This window comes from Agrobacterium sp. 22-214-1 (assembly GCF_053522465.1).
Window position 1 is genome coordinate 487,089 of the sequence record NZ_JBNWCK010000003.1, and the last position, 15,276, is coordinate 502,364.

The window sequence follows — 15,276 nt, forward strand, 5'->3', positions numbered from 1 at the left end:
GTTCCCGAATGATGAACGATAAAACCGACTGTTCAACGAGCCCGATAGGGCAGCTCAATGATCGTCGGCGACGCCCAGGGTCCAGTAGCCGACAGCGCGCAGCGATGCTTTCGGGAAAGCAATCTCGTCGGTAAGGAAGGATTTTGCCGCCCTCGCCTCGGATTTTTCGCAGGCGACAAAGACGTGCAGGCCGTCATGATCCGCGCTCCAGCCATGGTCGCGCAGCGCCTTTTCGATGAGGCCGGATGTGCCGGCGGGCTTGCCGCGGCGATAAAGCCATGTCCACTCGACATTTGCCGCGCAGACGATTTCCTGCCGTTCGGCTTCATCGTCGATCTCCGCATAGACGCTGAGCTTTTTCCCGGCCGGCATTTCGGCGGCCATGCGCAGCATCACCGGCAGCGCCGTCTCGTCGCCGGCAAAGACATAACGCTCGGCTTCCGGGCAAACACCGCTCGGGCCGATGATGCCGAGAACATCGCCGGGTTTCGCCGTCGCGCCGAAGGTCGCGCCCGGCATGTGGTCGCCCTCATGCATGACGAAATCGATATCGACTTCACCGCGCGCGATATCGCCGGAACGGATGGTGTAGACACGCCGTGTGAGAAGATCGTCGCCCGCCGGCCAGACGATGGCGCCGGTGGGCGCAAGATAAGGCCAGACCGGCGCGCGGGCCTGATCCGGCACCAGAAGCAGGCGCACATGCATGCCGCCGGTCAGCAGCCTTTCGATGCCGCTTTCGACGGAAACCACCAGCCGGCGCATATGCGGCGTCAGATTATAGGCGCGGGCGACCTTGCCGACGAAGAGATTGGGCAGCTCACGCTGTTGCGCGCCATGGCCGCTCCAGCGGAAATCCAGCCCCGTCTCGCCGGAAAACTCGACGATATGCTCGGCGACCATCGCCTTTACCGACATCAATATATGTTCGGAAATGCAGCTCACCCTTGCCGCGAAACGCCCGCCCTCGGCACTGAAGCTGCCATGGCCGTATTCCGTCTTGAACCGCACTGTCGCGCCTTCGCGTTCCATCTCCATATGCTCGGAAAAATGATCCTCGAAAGCATCGACGATCGAAAGCGGATCGGGCAGCGAGACGGAGGTTTCGGCAGACAGGAGAGACACGGGCATAATCCTTCACTTTGCAGTCCGGTTATCTTTAATCCCGACAACCACGAAGCGTAAAGGTATTTTATGAGTGTCTAGAGAAGGTTTTTGTCGCTTCCCACCGTTTCCGGCAATTGCCAGTCGATCGGCTGGCGGCCATGGGAGGCAAGAAAGGCGTTTGCCTTGGAAAAATGGCCATTGCCGAAAAAGCCGTTATGGGCCGAAAGCGGAGACGGATGCGGCGAGCGCAGCACGAGATGCTTGCGCTGGTCCACGAAGGCCGCCTTCTTCTGCGCATAGGAACCCCAGAGCAGGAAGACGACATGGTCGCATTCGTCGTTGACGGCGCGAATGACGGCGTCGGTGAACCTTTCCCAGCCCTGCCCCTGATGCGAGGCGGCGCGGGATTCCTCCACCGTCAGCACGCTGTTGAGCAATAGCACGCCCTGTTTCGCCCAGCTTTCCAGAAAGCCGTGACCCACCGGGCGAATGCCGAGATCGCTCTGCAATTCCTTGTAGATATTGACGAGCGAAGGCGGAATGCGCACGCCGGGCTGGACGGAAAAGCACAGCCCATGCGCCTGACCGAGCCCGTGATAGGGATCCTGGCCTAAAATGACGACCTTGACCTCATCGAGAGGCGTGAGATCCAGCGCCCGGAAATATTCTGCACCCTTCGGGAAGATACGCTTGCCGGCGGTCTTTTCGGCAAGCAGGAACTCTTTCAGCTTGAGCATATAGGGGCTGGCGAATTCGCCGGAAAGAACGCGTTTCCAGCTATCCTCGAGTTTGACGCCTGCCTCTGCCATGCCCGCCTCTCCCATAATCGCGCTTATTTGAACCGGTTGCCGCGTTGCAGCACTTCGATCTTGTAACCGTCCGGATCGCAGATGAAAAAGTATTTCGCGAAAGGCTGGCCCTTATAATCGGCCTCGATGATTTTTCCGGGGGAAAGGCCGATCTCGGTGAAGCGCTGATGCTCGCCATCCACATCGGCCACGCTGACCGCAAGGTGACCATAACCGTCGCCCAGCGCATAGGGCACTTCGCGACCCCGGTTGACGGTCAGTTCCAGCTCGAAATCGCCCTCGGCATTGCTGAGATAGATCAGCGTGAAATTCTCGAACTCGGCGCGTTCCGCCACTTCAAGCCCGAAAGCCTGTTTGTAAAATTCCACCGAACGCTTTTCGTCCAGCACCCGGACCATCGAGTGGATCAGCTTGGCCATGGTGTTTTCCTTCTTCTTAACCTTTGACGGCCCGGTTATGCTCCGGGCATCGCGGCCCAAGGGGATAAAGACTGCGTGCTTCGCTTTCAACCCTAAAGGCACTCTGCGACAGGACGTAACGGCCCGATCACGGCAAATGTGATGGCAAAAACCTCTTAGTTTTTTCGGTGCGGTTGGGACCTGCGGCAACGAGACCGCAGGGTTTTGGCTCTGCCGCTCTATCCTGAGTGGTGAACTCATGATACCGGCTAGGCATGCGCCTTTTATACCTCTGTCTTGGCTGGCTTATGGTCGCGACCGGCATTGTCGGCGCGTTTCTTCCCGTTTTGCCCACCACGCCGTTCCTGCTTCTGGCGCTCTGGTGTTTTTCCCGCTCCTCGCCAAGACTCGAGGCATGGCTGCTGGCCCACCCCAGATTCGGCCCTTCGCTGCGGCGATGGCGCGAACGCGGCGCAATCGCCCGCAATGCCAAGGTCGCAGCACTTTCTGCCATGTCCGTCAGTTACGCCGCTTTCTGGTTTCTGAGCGAGCCGCCGCCGCTGCGGGCCGCCATCGTCGCCACCGTCATGCTCGGCTCTGCGCTCTTCATCGCCACCCGGCCGGACAGCTGAGACGAAGGACAGGTCCTTAACGGTGGCGCGACTGCGGCAGCACGTAAGGAATATGCCGCGCCGGCAGCCGGCCGACGACACCGCCAATGCCATAGACCCTTGCAATCGTCTCGTCGCTGATCGTTTCCAGCGAGGGGCCGCTCGCCGTCACCCGGCCGCCATGCATGACGATAAGTTGATCGGCAAATTCCGCCGCAAGATTGAGATCGTGCAGGATGGCGAGCACCAACCCGCCGCCGCTTGCAAAATCGCGCGCCGTTTCCAGCACGGCGATCTGGTGGCCGATATCGAGACTTGCGGTGGGCTCGTCGAGGAAGAGCGCCCGCGCTTCGCCATTTTCCATCGGGTTCGGCACCTGCGCCAGCGCCCGGGCAAACTGCACCCGCTGCTGCTCGCCGCCGGAGAGCATGTTGTAGGACCGCTGCTCGAAACCGCGCAGCCCGGCCCTGGCGAGCGCGCGGCGTGCCTGCTCTTCCGGCGCGCGCGACCCCTGTGCGACAGCCCCCATCCGCACGATTTCGAGCGCGGTGAAAGGGAAAGCAAGCTGGGTGCTCTGCGGCAGCACCGCCCTGAGACGGGCGAGCTGGACCGGCGTGAAGGCCGGCAGGCCGATGTCGTTATAGGTCACCGAACCGCCCTCGGCGCGCATCTCGCCCGAGAGAACCTTCATCAGCGTGGATTTGCCCGCACCGTTGGGGCCGATGATGACGTTGACCTTGCCGGGCTTCAGATCGACGCTGACCGCATCGAGAAGCCGGCGGCCGGAGCGGATGACGGTGAGGTTTTCGGCCCGGATCATGACATGTTCCGCATGGAAAAACCGCCGCGTCCCAATAGCAGGAACAGGAAGACCGGCGCGCCGATGAGCGCCGTGACGACGCCGATGGGCAGTTCCGCCGGTGACGCGACGGTGCGGGCGAAACTATCGGCCAGAAGCAGAAGTGCTGCCCCGCCGAGTGCGGAGGCTGGCAACAGGAAGCGGTGCGACGGGCCGATGGCGAGCCGCAGAAGATGCGGCACGACGATGCCGACAAAACCGATGGAGCCGGCCGCCGCCACGCTTGCCCCGCAGGCGGCGGCAACGGCCAGAATGACGATCCGCTTCAGCCGCTGCACCGGAATGCCCATGTGAAAGGCGGCGGCATCGCCGAGAATGAGCGCATCCAGCCCGCGCGCAACGAAGGGAATGAAGGCAAGCACGATGACGATGAAGGGCAAGGTGGCGAGCACCTTGGCGGGCGTGGCTCCGCCAAGCGAACCGAGCGACCAGAAGGTAATGTCACGCAGCGCCCGGTCATCGGCCATGAAAATCATCAGCCCCGTCAAAGCACCGCTGATCGCCGCCACCGCAATGCCGGCCAGAATGAGTGTGGTGGTGGAGGTGGCGCCATCCTTCGTGGCGATCAGGTAAAGTACCCAGGTGTTCAACAAGCCGCCGAAAAACGCCATCAGCGGCAGAAAATGCGGGCCGAAAAACACGGCGACGGTGGCAAGCGCACCCTCCCCGAGAGAAATGGCCGCGACCGCAAACAGCGCCGCACCCGAGGTGACGCCGACAATGCCGGGATCGGCCAGCGGATTGCGGAACAGGCCCTGCATCATCGCCCCCGAAACGGCAAGCCCCGCGCCGATCAACATGCCGAGCGCCGTGCGCGGCAGACGAACCGCCTCGAGAATGACCCTGTCGCGCGCATCGAGCTGATCCGCGCCGCCAGTGAAATAAGCCCAGAGTTCGGACATGCCAACGCCCGTGGGTCCGCTGACCAGCGACACGCCACAGGCAAAAAGCAGGATGCCGACGAGCACGGCGAGGGTGACGACCCCCTGGCGGGATCTGTCGCCCGCAACCCTGCCTTCAGCGGAACCCAAGGCGGCAAGGCTCACGGCTTCACCACCTCAGGATAGAGCTTGGCTGCCAGCTCGCGGCCCGCAGCGGGCGTGCGCGGGCCAAAACCGATGAGATAAAGCCCATCCATGCTGATGAGCGCCTTGCTGGCGGCGGCCGGCGTGGACTGGAAGGCCGGCAGCGCGAAGATCTCTTCCGCCTTGGCGGCATGATCGCCGCGCGCCATGGTCAGCACCAAATCGGGTGCTGCGGCAATGACCGCCTCATCCGTCAGCGGCTTGTAACCATTGATCTCCTGAGCCGCATTGATGCCGCCCGCCATTTCGATGATCGCGGCCGCTTCGGTATCCTTGCCCGCCGCCATGATGCGGCCGCCGGCGGTGGAAAGCACGAAGAGAACCCGCTTCCTGCCCTTTTCCGGGACGGCGGCGACATCTTTGGCGAGCGCATCGAGCCCGGCCTTGGTCTCGGCAGCCAGCGCCTTCGCCTTGTCAGAAAGACCGACTGCCGCGCCGATATCCTCGATCTTTTTGGGGATGGCATCGCCGCTCGGCGGCGTATCGACGGTGACGAAAGGCACCGCACTTGCCTTCAGGATGGCGATGACATCGGCCGGGCCGGACCCGTCTTCGGAAAGGATGAGATCGGGCTTCTGCGACAGGATGCCTTCGGACGAGAGCGCCCGCATGTAACCGATATCCGGCTTGGCAAATGCATCGGCCGGATAGCTGCTGGTGCTGTCACGCGCAACCACGCGGTCTCCTGCGCCCAGCGCATAAAGGATTTCGGTGACCGTGCCGCCCACCGCGACGATGCGTTTCGCTTCCGGATTGCCCTTGTCCGAAGCCATGGCGGCAGGTGCGGCAAAGGCGATTGCGGCGGGCACGAGGGCGGCGAAAACGAAGGAACGAAGGCGGGAATTCAACATGGCGCTATCCTGAAACACGACCCGGCGGGGCTTAGCCCGCGCCAATTAATCTTGAGTTCTTTACACATGTTTATGGGCGGTGCAATCGATAAGTGGAGTAAATTTGTTCGCTTTGTCGTGAACCCCTTTCCAACCTCCCTGCGGCTGGATATCCTGACTCAAACTGGAAACTTAAAGGGAGAATTTCATGTTTATCGCAATGAACCGCTTTCGTGTCGTGCCGGGTTATGAGGAAACCTTCGAATCCATCTGGCGCGAGCGCAAATCGCATCTGAGCGAATTGCCGGGCTACATCGAATTTCACATGCTGAAAGGCCCGAAGGCGGATGACCACACGCTTTATGCCTCGCACACCGTCTGGGCCACCAAGGACGATTTCCTCGCCTGGACGAAGTCCGAACAGTTCCGCGCCGCCCACGCCAAGGCCGGCGAAAATCGCGGCAAGGTGGAATATCTCTCCGGCCCGCATTTCGAAGGCTTCGACGTCATCATCCATGAAGACAAGAATGGCGAACGCCGTTCGATTGCCGCCTGAGGCCGCCCGATGAGCATTGCAGCCCAAAAGACCGACGACGACAGGCGGGCCCGCGCCGCCGCTGCGCTCGCCGAAAAGCCCGATGGCATCGTGGAGGCCATCGCCGCCAAGGCCGAGGTGACGCCGGCCGAAATTCTGGCGATCCTGCCGGAAGGTGCCGCCGTTTCCGCTGCCGCCGACCGCTTCGACGCCATCTGGAACGAGATGCGCGGCTGGGGCGAAGTCCTGATGATCGTGCAGACCGGCGATATCGTGTTCGAAGTGCCGGGCCACCTGCCGGAAGGCAGCGAAAGCCACGGCTGGTTCAACATCCATGGCGACAGCCCCATCGGCGGTCACATCAAGAAGGACAATTGCGCCGGCATCACCTTCGTCGATCGCGGCTTCCACGGCCGCCGCTCCTGCTCCGTCTGGTTCATGAACGCCGCCGGCAGCGCCATGTTCAAGATTTTCGTCCGCCGCGACGAGAACAAGGAACTGCTGGCCGGGCAGCTGGCGAAGTTCGAAGCGCTGCGGGACGGTTTCCGCGGCTGAGTGGGCGCAGGGCTGCCACATCGAGAGTGGCGGCCCTTCCTTCGGACGTTATCCGACGATACGAGAAACCCGCTTCGGAGCAAATAATTATCGTTTAACGATAAAAAATCTTGTAAAATCGATATTCCTGATCGAGATTGGCCGCCGTCGGCCGATCCAGCCGTCATTTGAAAAAGGAATTTCGATGATGAAGAAATTATTCACCGCCGCCATGGCGAGCGTGTTGCTGCAGACCTGCTTCGTCTTACTCCCCGCGCAGGCAGCGGGCGGTCAGGACCCTGTCGCGGCAGAACGTACTCTCAGAACCGTTCTTGAGGAGGCGCGTAGCGGCAACCTCAATCTCTCGCGCTTCGAAGATGACATCGTCGCCGATGTCCGGGCCAATGCCGGAGCGGTTTCGGGCGAAATCAAACGCCGTGGCAAGGTAACGGCGATGCAATATCTCGGAAGACAGGCGACCGAGGCGGGAGACCTTCACAAATTCAAGGTCACCTTCGAAAAAGGCCAGATGCTCTGGTCGCTCATTCTCAACGCGCGGGGTCAGATCGCCAATATCGATATGGAAGCTCCCTGACATCTTCGCCTTTGCCTTTATCTGTGCCGGTGGGATGCAGCGTGCAACCCGCCGGTATCTGACCTCGATTGACGTTATAAATTTATCGCCTTACATGAATTGAAAGAACAGGAACTTCGGGATCACTGATGACCGACCCATCCGTCAGCCGCCGCATCGGCCGTGTCAGCCGTATCCTGATTTGGCTCGCCTTCCTGCTTGCGGGCCTTCTCGTGGCCGGTTACGCCGCCATATGGGCCGATGCGGAAACCCTGCGGACGGTGATCGAAGACCAGATCCTGCCGCCCGCCACCCCTTACCGCCTGACGGACTTCGTTCGTATTACGGGTTTTATCATCGGGCTTCTGCCGCTTGTGGCCGCGCTCTGCGCCCTCTGGTTCGCCATCCATCTGTTCCGCCTTTTCGAAAGGGGCGAAGTCTTTATGCCGGCCTCCGGTAAAGCGATGATACGCATTGGCGTAGCACTCGCCGCCATTCTGCCGGCGCAGATCATCATGACCGGCTTCGCTTCCTTTCTGCTGACGATGGGCAATCCTGTTCCGAGCATCTCCTTTTCTTTTGAGAGCACGCAGATGCTCGTAGGCTTTGCGGGCGGGCTGATGATCGTCGTTGGCTGGGTGCTGGGAGAAGCGACGCGCATCGCCGATGAAAACCGCGAATTCATCTAGGAAACGCCCGTGCCGATCATCGTCAATCTGGATGTCATGCTTGCAAAACGGAAGATGCGATCAAAGGAACTCGCAGCGCGTATCGGCATTACGGAACAGAACCTTTCGATCCTGAAAGCCGGAAGGGCGAAAGGCGTGCGCTTCGAGACCCTCGAAAAGATTTGCGACGTGCTGGACTGCCAGCCCGGCGACCTTCTCGAATACAGGCATGGCCCCTCTGCCGTCGCGAATGATGCCGCGGGCGAAGTCTGAAGGCGACAGGCAGCCCCCTTCGGTTCATCGCCCGTTCAGTGCCGTTTTTTATCATCCGCTGAAATTCGAACGGAACCAGCACGGAGCAAGCACCATGACCAACCGCCAACCTCTTCTTTCGCGCCGCAGTTTCGCCGGGCTTGTTGCGCTTGCGCCGCTTTTTGCGGCGGGCGGTGCGGCTGCCGCACCGGCAAGCCTGCGCGGCAGCGTTTCCTATCGCGAGCGCATCGCTTTACCGCCGGGCGCGACCGTTACGGTGCGCCTGATCGACGTTTCGCTGGCGGATGCACCCTCGCAGACGATTGCCGAAACCACCATTCGCCCCCGTGGCCAGGTGCCGGTGCCCTTCGTGCTCCGTTATGATGACCGCGACATCCGTGGCCGCCGCTCCTATGCGCTGAGCGCCGAAATCCGCGACCGCGACCGGCTGCTCTTCACCACCACCCGCCGTTATTCGGTGCTGACCGGCGGTCGCGACGATACCGATCTGGTACTGGAGCGCGTCGGCGCGGGTCCGGGCCGGCCGGAGCCGGAAGCCGGTATTGATGGGCGCTGGCTGGTGCACGACATCCGTGGCGAGCGGGTTCGCGGCCGTCGTCAGGCGACGCTGGAAATTACCCGCGAGGGCCGCGTTTCCGGCAATGCCGGCTGCAACGGTATCGGCGGCGAGGTGAAGATCAGCCGCAACCGCGTCGATTTCGGCCGGATGATTTCCACCCAGATGGCCTGCGCGCCTGACATCATGCGCCAGGAACGGCAGTTCATCGAAGCGCTGGAAGGCGCCCGCTCGTTCAGGCTGGAGCCGCGCCGGGGCACGCTCGAACTGCTCGACGGTCGCGGCCGCACGGCGATGCGCCTGCGCCGCGCCTGAGGCCGGCAACCTGCCGCAACACCCTGCGTCGCCGTGCTGGCCCAAACCGTGCTGGCCATGGAACATTCCATGTCGCTTCCGGCACGGCGCGCTGCCCTTTCCCGCCCTATGACTTTGGCTGCGTTCGTCTTGACGCTTTGCTCCGCCGCGGAGCTGCGCTATGGAACGCGCCGAACTGCGCCGGTTGATGCCGGCGCGACGTCTTTGAGGGAAAACGAATGACATCCTATGTTCTGACCGTAGCCTGCAAATCGACCCGTGGCATTGTGGCTGCGATTTCCGGTTATCTGGCGGAAAAAGGCTGCAACATCGTCGACAGTTCGCAGTTCGACGACCTCGAGACCAGCAAGTTCTTCATGCGCGTCTCCTTCATCTCCGAAGAAGGCGCCACGCTTGAGGCCATCACCGACGGCTTCAAGCCGGTGGCAGAAAAATTCGGCATGGAGGCGGATATCTATCCGGACGGCCAGCGCATGAAGACGCTGTTGATGGTCTCCCGTTTCGGCCATTGCCTCAACGACCTGCTCTATCGCTGGAAGATCGGCGCATTGCCGATCGACATCGTCGGTGTCGTCTCCAACCATTTCGATTACCAGAAGGTCGTCGTCAACCACGACATTCCCTTCCACCACATCAGGGTGACGAAGGAGAATAAACCCAAAGCCGAAGCCCAGCTGATGGACCTGATCGAGACCAGCGGCACGGAACTCGTCGTGCTGGCGCGCTACATGCAGGTTCTGTCCGACGATATGTGCCGGAAGATGTCTGGCAAAATCATCAACATCCACCATTCCTTCCTGCCCTCCTTCAAGGGCGCCAACCCCTACAAGCAGGCCTATGAGCGCGGCGTGAAGCTGATCGGTGCCACGGCCCATTACGTCACCGCCGATCTCGACGAAGGCCCGATCATCGAGCAGGACACGGTGCGTATCACCCACGCACAGAGCGCTGACGATTATGTCTCGCTCGGCCGCGATGTCGAAAGCCAGGTGCTGGCCCGCGCCATCCACGCCCATATCCACCACCGCACCTTCATCAACGGCAACCGCACCGTCGTCTTCCCGCCAAGCCCGGGAAGTTATGCTTCCGAGCGGATGGGGTAAGCACCGGCGGTCTGGGCAACACTATCCTTAAGCGTTCCCCCTCCCACCGAACACCACCCGCGCCTTGAGCCCACACCCCTCCGCGCCATCCTCCAGCGTCAGCCGCCCGCCGAACAGCCCGGCGATCTCTTCGATGATGGCAAGGCCGAGGCCGGCGCCGGGGGCGGCGTTGGCTTCGCCGCGGGCAAAGCGCTGGCGCACCATGGCGCGTTTTTCCGGAGGAATGCCGGGGCCGTTATCTTCCACTTCCAGCCAGACCTCACCCGCCTGCCTGCCGACGCGGACTGTGACTTCCGCACCGCGACCGGCATAATTGATGGCATTGGAAACGAGATTGCCTATCAGTTCGCCGATCAGGAGCGGCTCGGCGGCAATGGTGACCTCGCCCTCGCCTTCGAAACCGAGATCGATGCCGGCTTCGGCCGCACGCGGCACGAAATCGGCTGTCACATTCTGCGCCACCGCCACGAGATCGATCGCGGAAAAATCATGTTTTTCGCTGGAGCCGGCGGCATCAATATTGGCCATGCGCAGCAGCTGGGCGAGGATATGTTCGGCATGGGCCACGGACGCGCCCCCCTTCAGCGCCGCCGCCTGCGCTTCCTCTAAACTTCCCGCACGGGCTGAAAGCGCAAGCTGGGTGCTGATGATGGCAAGCGGCGTGCGCAGCTGGTGGCTGGCATTGCCGGTAAAATGGCGGAGCGCATCGAGCGCCGATTGCAGCCGCACCATGAAGGAATTGACCGTTTCCACCAGGTTCTCCACCTCCACCGGCACGGATTGGCGGATGGGGTGCAGGTCATTCGGGCTGCGCTCGGCAATGGCTTCGCTGAGCCGGTAAAGCGGTCTGAGCGAAATCGTCACCGCGATCCAGACGATGATCGCCGCCCCCACAATCATCAACAGCAGGCGCAGCGCAGAGCGCAGGATGATCGCCTGCGCCAGCTGGCTGCGGGCAATGGTGGTTTCGGCGACCGTTACGGAAAAGGGCACGGAATTGATGCCGGTGGAAGCGAAACGGCGGATGGCGGCGATGCGGATCGGTTCATCGCGGAACACGGCATCGCGATAGGCGGGGGTATCGCCCTTCGGGTTCTCCACCGTCGGCAGGTTCTGGTAACCGGTGAGGAATTGCCCGTTCGGTCCGTCGACACGGTAAAACACCCGGTCCTGTGCGGCCGAGGTCAGCATTTCCAGTGCGACATAGGGAATATCGACTTCCAGCGAGCCGTCTTCTGCCACCACCACCCGCTCGGCAATGGCAAGTGCGGAACCTGATAGTACCCGGTCCGAAACGACATTGGCGGTATTGACCGCCTCGCGCCAGGTATCGGTCAGCGCAACACAACCGATAATGGCGGTGGAAATGAGAAGCCAGCCTAAAAGTCGCCGCCTGAGCGAATAGGCGGCCTGTCTCATTCAGCCATCTCCGGCAGCTTTTCGAGGTAATAACCGATACCGCGCGCCGTCTTCACCGTCAACCCGTGGGGCGCGAGCCGCTTGCGCAGGCGGCTGACATATTGCTCGATGGCATTGGCGGAAATATCGTCGTCGAAGCCGGTCAGCGACTGCACGATGGCTTCCTTGGCGACGACCTTGCCGGCCCGCATGAACAGCACTTCGAGCAGCGCCACCTCGCGCGCCGGAATATCGAGCGGACGCCCATCCGCCGAAAAGGTCCGGGAATTGAGATCGAACAGCACCTTGCCGAAACTCAGCGCCGAGGAGCGCAGCCCGGCATTGCGGCGCAGCAGCACCCGCACCCTCGCCTCGAATTCGGTGATGTCAAAAGGCTTGATCATGTAGTCGTCGGCGCCGAGATCGAGCCCCTTGACCTTTTCCTCCGGCGTGCCGCGCGCCGTCAGGATCAGCACCGCCGCCTTGTCCTGGCGCGAGCGCATGGAGCGCAGCACCTCGATACCGTCCATTTCCGGCAGGTTGAGATCGAGAATGACCAGATCGAAACTTTCCGCCGCAATCGCCGCATCGGCGGAAGCGCCATCGGACACCACATCCACGGCATAACCGCTGCCGCGCAGCAGCGCCGACAGCCCCTCCGACAGCACCTGATTGTCCTCGACCAGCAAAATACGCAAATCTTCCCTCCCACAGCATTGCCGAGTTTAACCAGACCCTTACCGCTTGTGAATGGCCAGCGCCTGCTGCATGATCTTTTCCATGCGTATCTGCCTTCTCCTCTCTCTCTGTCTTTGCACGGCCTCGCCGGCGCTTGCGCAAGTCGCCATCTTTCCGGCACCCTCCGGCAAGGCGGATGCCGAAACGCTGGTGGTCTATTCCTCGCTGGACGAACCGCTGGCGACACCGATGATCGAGGGCTTCCAGAAGGCCAATCCCGATATCGCCGTCCATTATGAGGATATGCTGACCGGCGAGATTTACGACCGCATCGTCAAAGAAACCGATGCGGGCAAAAGAACCGCCGATTTCGCCTTTTCCTCCGCCATGGATTTGCAGGTGAAACTGAGCAATGACGGTTATGCCCAGCGCTCGGATCTCGCCATGAGCGCCCGCTGGCCCGCCTGGGCGAACTGGCGCAACACCGCCTATGCGCTGACCTTCGAGCCGGCGGTTTTCGTTTATCACAAGCCGAGCTTCACCACCGAAGAACCGCCAGCCAGCCGCGCCGAATTCGTCGATTATCTCGAACGCCACGCCAGGCAAGTGCATGGCCGCATCGCCACCTACGACATCGAACGCTCCGGCGTCGGCTTCCTGTTCATGTCGCGCGATCAGGAGCAGTTCGGCGATATATGGAACGTCATCAAGGCCATGGGCGCGGCGGGCGTGAAGGTCTATTCCACTTCCTCGGCCATTCTGGAACGCGTTTCCGACGGGCGCTTCGTGCTGGGCTACAATATTCTCGGCTCCTATGCGGCCGACTGGGCCTCGCGCCACCCCGATGTCGGCATCGTGCTGCCGAAAGACTATACCGTTGTCATGTCGCGCATCGGTCTGGTGCCGGAAGCCGCCGCCAATCCCGCGCTCGGCCGTCGTTATCTCGAATTCTTCATGTCGAAGGAAGGCCAGACGATCATGGCCCGCCAGTTGCAGATCCCCGCCGTCAGCCCGGAAGTGGCGGGTGAAAACACCGCCAACACCATGCAGGCCATCCACGGCGCACAATTGCGCCCCGTGCCCGTCAGCCCCGGCCTGATGGTCTATCTGGACCAGGTCAAGCGCAGCCGCCTGATCGAGCGCTGGAACGAGGCGTTGCGGTCGCAGTAGGTTTGAGCGCGCCCACCATCCACAGGGATGAGGGAGCGGCGAGCTTTGAAAGCGCCACCCACACGCCACAGTAGACGTCCGATACAAATTAATAGAGAGTAAATGCGCAAGGACTTGCGTAGCGTCAGTTAGATGACAGCTTTCTGTGATGCTCTGCAATTCTTCTTCATTCCGTGGAGGCGGAAGAAGATGCGGGAGGAAATCCAGGATTGCCAAGGCCCCACGCTGAGCATTCAGCGCCGGCGCAGACGCGTCCGAAAAGCCCCCGCATAAACGAAAAACGACGCCCAAAAGGGCATCCTGAGGAGGGTTTTCCAAGTGAAGCATTTTCTTATCGGCACATTCCTGGCGGGCGTGATCGCGCTTCCGGCGGTTGCAGCGGATTACACCATCATCGCCCCGGCAAATCCCGGCGGCGGCTGGGACCAGACCGCGCGCTCCCTGCAGACCGTGCTGCAGGAAGAAGGCATTTCCAAGAGCGTTCAGGTGCAGAACGTACCGGGCGCCGGCGGCACCATCGGTCTTGCACAATTCGCCAGCCAGCAGAAGGGCAACCCGAACGCCCTCATCGTCGGCGGTTACGTGATGGTCGGCGCGATCCTCACCAACAAGTCGCCTGTCACCCTCAATGAAGTGACGCCGATCGCCCGCCTGACCGGCGAATATGAAGCCATCGTCGTTCCGGCATCCTCGCCGCTGAAGACCATCGGCGATCTCGTCGACCAGCTCAAGAAAGACCCGGGCAGCGTTTCCTGGGGCGGCGGCTCTGCCGGCGGCACCGACCATATCGCCGTTGGCCTGATCGCCAAGGCAGCCGGCGTCGATCCGACCAAGATCAACTACATCGCTTATTCCGGCGGTGGCGAAGCGCTTGCCTCGATCCTCGGCTCGCAGGTGACGGCCGGTATTTCGAGCTACGGCGAATTCGAAAGCCAGGTAAAGGCCGGCACGCTGCGCCTGCTCGCGGTTTCCAGCGAAGAGAAGCTGGAAGGCGTCGATGCGCCGACGCTGAAGGAAAGCGGTCTCGATGTCGTCGTCCAGAACTGGCGCATGGTCGCTGCTCCTCCCGGCCTGACGCCGGAGCAGGAAAAGGCCGTCAATGCCGACATCGAAAAGCTGGTAAAGTCCGCCAAGTGGCAGGAAACCCTGAAGACCAAGAGCTGGATGGACACCTATCTCGCCGGTGACGAATTCAAGGCGCAGCTCGCCAAGGATACCGACGCCACCGCCGCCATCCTCAAAGACATCGGACTGGTAAAATGAGCCAGGGTTCCAACCCTTCGCAGCATCAAAAGCGCCGTCCTGATTGGGCGGCGCTGGCGATCGCCATCTTCCTCGTCATCATCGCTTGCGTGATCTTCTGGGACAGCGCGCGTCTCGCCAGCGTCACCGGTTATTCGCCGGTCGGCCCGGCAACCGTGCCTTATGCCATCGGCTTCTGTCTCGTCGGCCTGGCGCTGTGGACAGCCATCGAGGCCTGGCGCGGTGATTTTCCAGAACGCGACAAACAGGAAATCGCCCCGGTTATCTGGGTCGTCGCCGGCCTTGCCGCACAGATGTTGCTGCTCAACGTCGCGGGTTTTTCCATCGCCACCGGCCTGCTTTTCGCCTTTACGGCGCGCGCCTTCGGCAAACGCAAGCTCTGGTATTCGATCCCCATCGGCATCGCCCTGAGCTTCTTCATCTGGTTCATCTTCGCGCGGCTGCTGCAGCTTTCGCTGCCCGCCGGGCCTCTGGAACGGCTGTTGTTCTAACAGCCATTCCGACCAAAAT

Annotated in this window: 19 protein-coding genes; 11 read left to right on the forward strand and 8 right to left on the reverse strand. The window is 61.6% G+C overall.

The window, feature by feature from the left end; translation table 11 throughout:
* Positions 1-54 precede the first annotated feature (54 nt).
* From ACQZ5G_RS15325 to ACQZ5G_RS15335, 3 genes are all read right to left on the reverse strand, one after another.
* Positions 55-1,131: a siderophore-interacting protein gene (locus ACQZ5G_RS15325; protein ID WP_059754569.1), complete on the reverse strand. Its 1,077-nt coding sequence runs from the start codon at positions 1,129-1,131 to the stop codon at positions 55-57.
* Positions 1,132-1,202: 71 nt separating this feature from the next.
* A complete protein-coding gene (ung, locus tag ACQZ5G_RS15330) occupies positions 1,203-1,916 on the reverse strand; it encodes a uracil-DNA glycosylase (protein WP_059754572.1) in 714 nt (237 codons plus the stop codon).
* 23 nt (positions 1,917-1,939) lie between these two features.
* Positions 1,940-2,335, reverse strand: coding sequence for a VOC family protein (locus tag ACQZ5G_RS15335; RefSeq protein WP_003522591.1), 396 nt, complete (start codon positions 2,333-2,335; stop codon positions 1,940-1,942).
* A gap of 254 nt (positions 2,336-2,589) precedes the next feature.
* Here ACQZ5G_RS15335 and ACQZ5G_RS15340 point away from each other — a divergent pair, with 254 nt between their 5' ends.
* A complete protein-coding gene (locus tag ACQZ5G_RS15340) occupies positions 2,590-2,946 on the forward strand; it encodes a YbaN family protein (protein ID WP_003522592.1) in 357 nt (118 codons plus the stop codon).
* Positions 2,947-2,962: 16 nt separating this feature from the next.
* Here ACQZ5G_RS15340 and ACQZ5G_RS15345 read toward each other — a convergent pair whose 3' ends face one another.
* Genes ACQZ5G_RS15345 through ACQZ5G_RS15355 form a run of 3 tightly spaced genes read right to left on the reverse strand, consistent with a single transcriptional unit; the run spans position 2,963 to position 5,720 of the window.
* Positions 2,963-3,745, reverse strand: a complete 783-nt coding sequence (locus ACQZ5G_RS15345) for a heme ABC transporter ATP-binding protein (protein WP_003522594.1) — start codon at positions 3,743-3,745, stop codon at positions 2,963-2,965.
* A complete protein-coding gene (locus ACQZ5G_RS15350) occupies positions 3,742-4,830 on the reverse strand; it encodes a FecCD family ABC transporter permease (RefSeq protein ID WP_003522595.1) in 1,089 nt (362 codons plus the stop codon). Before ACQZ5G_RS15350 ends, ACQZ5G_RS15345 begins: the two co-directional genes overlap by 4 nt.
* Positions 4,827-5,720 (reverse strand): heme/hemin ABC transporter substrate-binding protein, encoded by an 894-nt coding sequence (locus ACQZ5G_RS15355; protein WP_003522596.1) that lies wholly within the window; start codon positions 5,718-5,720, stop codon positions 4,827-4,829. Before ACQZ5G_RS15355 ends, ACQZ5G_RS15350 begins: the two co-directional genes overlap by 4 nt.
* A 187-nt stretch (positions 5,721-5,907) precedes the next feature.
* On the opposite strand from ACQZ5G_RS15355, the gene ACQZ5G_RS15360 reads away from it, so the two are divergent.
* From ACQZ5G_RS15360 to purU, 7 genes are all read left to right on the forward strand, one after another.
* On the forward strand, positions 5,908-6,255 hold the full coding sequence (locus ACQZ5G_RS15360; protein WP_003522597.1) for an antibiotic biosynthesis monooxygenase family protein: 348 nt from the start codon (positions 5,908-5,910) through the stop codon (positions 6,253-6,255).
* 9 nt (positions 6,256-6,264) lie between these two features.
* Positions 6,265-6,789 (forward strand): heme utilization cystosolic carrier protein HutX, encoded by a 525-nt coding sequence (gene hutX / locus ACQZ5G_RS15365; RefSeq protein WP_003522598.1) that lies wholly within the window; start codon positions 6,265-6,267, stop codon positions 6,787-6,789.
* A 184-nt stretch (positions 6,790-6,973) separates the two neighbouring features.
* Complete coding sequence (locus tag ACQZ5G_RS15370) at positions 6,974-7,363, forward strand: hypothetical protein (RefSeq protein WP_448736443.1); 390 nt, start codon at positions 6,974-6,976, stop codon at positions 7,361-7,363.
* Between the two features lie 128 nt (positions 7,364-7,491).
* Positions 7,492-8,031 carry a DUF2975 domain-containing protein gene (locus ACQZ5G_RS15375; RefSeq protein ID WP_448736442.1) on the forward strand — a complete coding sequence of 180 codons (540 nt, stop codon included), beginning with the start codon at positions 7,492-7,494 and terminating at the stop codon, positions 8,029-8,031.
* 9 nt (positions 8,032-8,040) lie between these two features.
* Positions 8,041-8,283, forward strand: a complete 243-nt coding sequence (locus ACQZ5G_RS15380; protein WP_078051666.1) for a helix-turn-helix domain-containing protein — start codon at positions 8,041-8,043, stop codon at positions 8,281-8,283.
* A gap of 94 nt (positions 8,284-8,377) precedes the next feature.
* Positions 8,378-9,154 (forward strand): YbaY family lipoprotein, encoded by a 777-nt coding sequence (locus ACQZ5G_RS15385; RefSeq protein ID WP_448736441.1) that lies wholly within the window; start codon positions 8,378-8,380, stop codon positions 9,152-9,154.
* A gap of 218 nt (positions 9,155-9,372) precedes the next feature.
* A complete protein-coding gene (gene purU, locus ACQZ5G_RS15390; RefSeq protein ID WP_003522600.1) occupies positions 9,373-10,257 on the forward strand; it encodes a formyltetrahydrofolate deformylase in 885 nt (294 codons plus the stop codon).
* Positions 10,258-10,284: 27 nt separating this feature from the next.
* Here the strand turns inward: purU and ACQZ5G_RS15395 are convergent, their stop codons facing one another.
* Complete coding sequence (locus ACQZ5G_RS15395; protein ID WP_003522601.1) at positions 10,285-11,676, reverse strand: sensor histidine kinase; 1,392 nt, start codon at positions 11,674-11,676, stop codon at positions 10,285-10,287.
* Positions 11,673-12,353 (reverse strand): response regulator, encoded by a 681-nt coding sequence (locus ACQZ5G_RS15400; protein WP_003491888.1) that lies wholly within the window; start codon positions 12,351-12,353, stop codon positions 11,673-11,675. The genes ACQZ5G_RS15395 and ACQZ5G_RS15400 overlap by 4 nt, the downstream gene beginning before the upstream one ends.
* Before the next feature lie 82 nt (positions 12,354-12,435).
* Between ACQZ5G_RS15400 and ACQZ5G_RS15405 the strand changes: the two genes are divergently transcribed.
* The 3 genes from ACQZ5G_RS15405 (at position 12,436) to ACQZ5G_RS15415 (ending at position 15,257) form a co-directional block, all read left to right on the forward strand.
* Entirely contained in the window at positions 12,436-13,503 is a 1,068-nt protein-coding gene (locus ACQZ5G_RS15405; protein WP_003522602.1) for an ABC transporter substrate-binding protein, read from the forward strand.
* A gap of 318 nt (positions 13,504-13,821) precedes the next feature.
* Entirely contained in the window at positions 13,822-14,766 is a 945-nt protein-coding gene (locus ACQZ5G_RS15410) for a Bug family tripartite tricarboxylate transporter substrate binding protein (protein WP_003522603.1), read from the forward strand.
* The gene (locus ACQZ5G_RS15415; protein ID WP_003522604.1) at positions 14,763-15,257 is read left to right on the forward strand and encodes a tripartite tricarboxylate transporter TctB family protein; all 495 of its coding nucleotides are present in this window, start codon (positions 14,763-14,765) and stop codon (positions 15,255-15,257) included. Before ACQZ5G_RS15410 ends, ACQZ5G_RS15415 begins: the two co-directional genes overlap by 4 nt.
* Positions 15,258-15,276 lie beyond the last annotated feature (19 nt).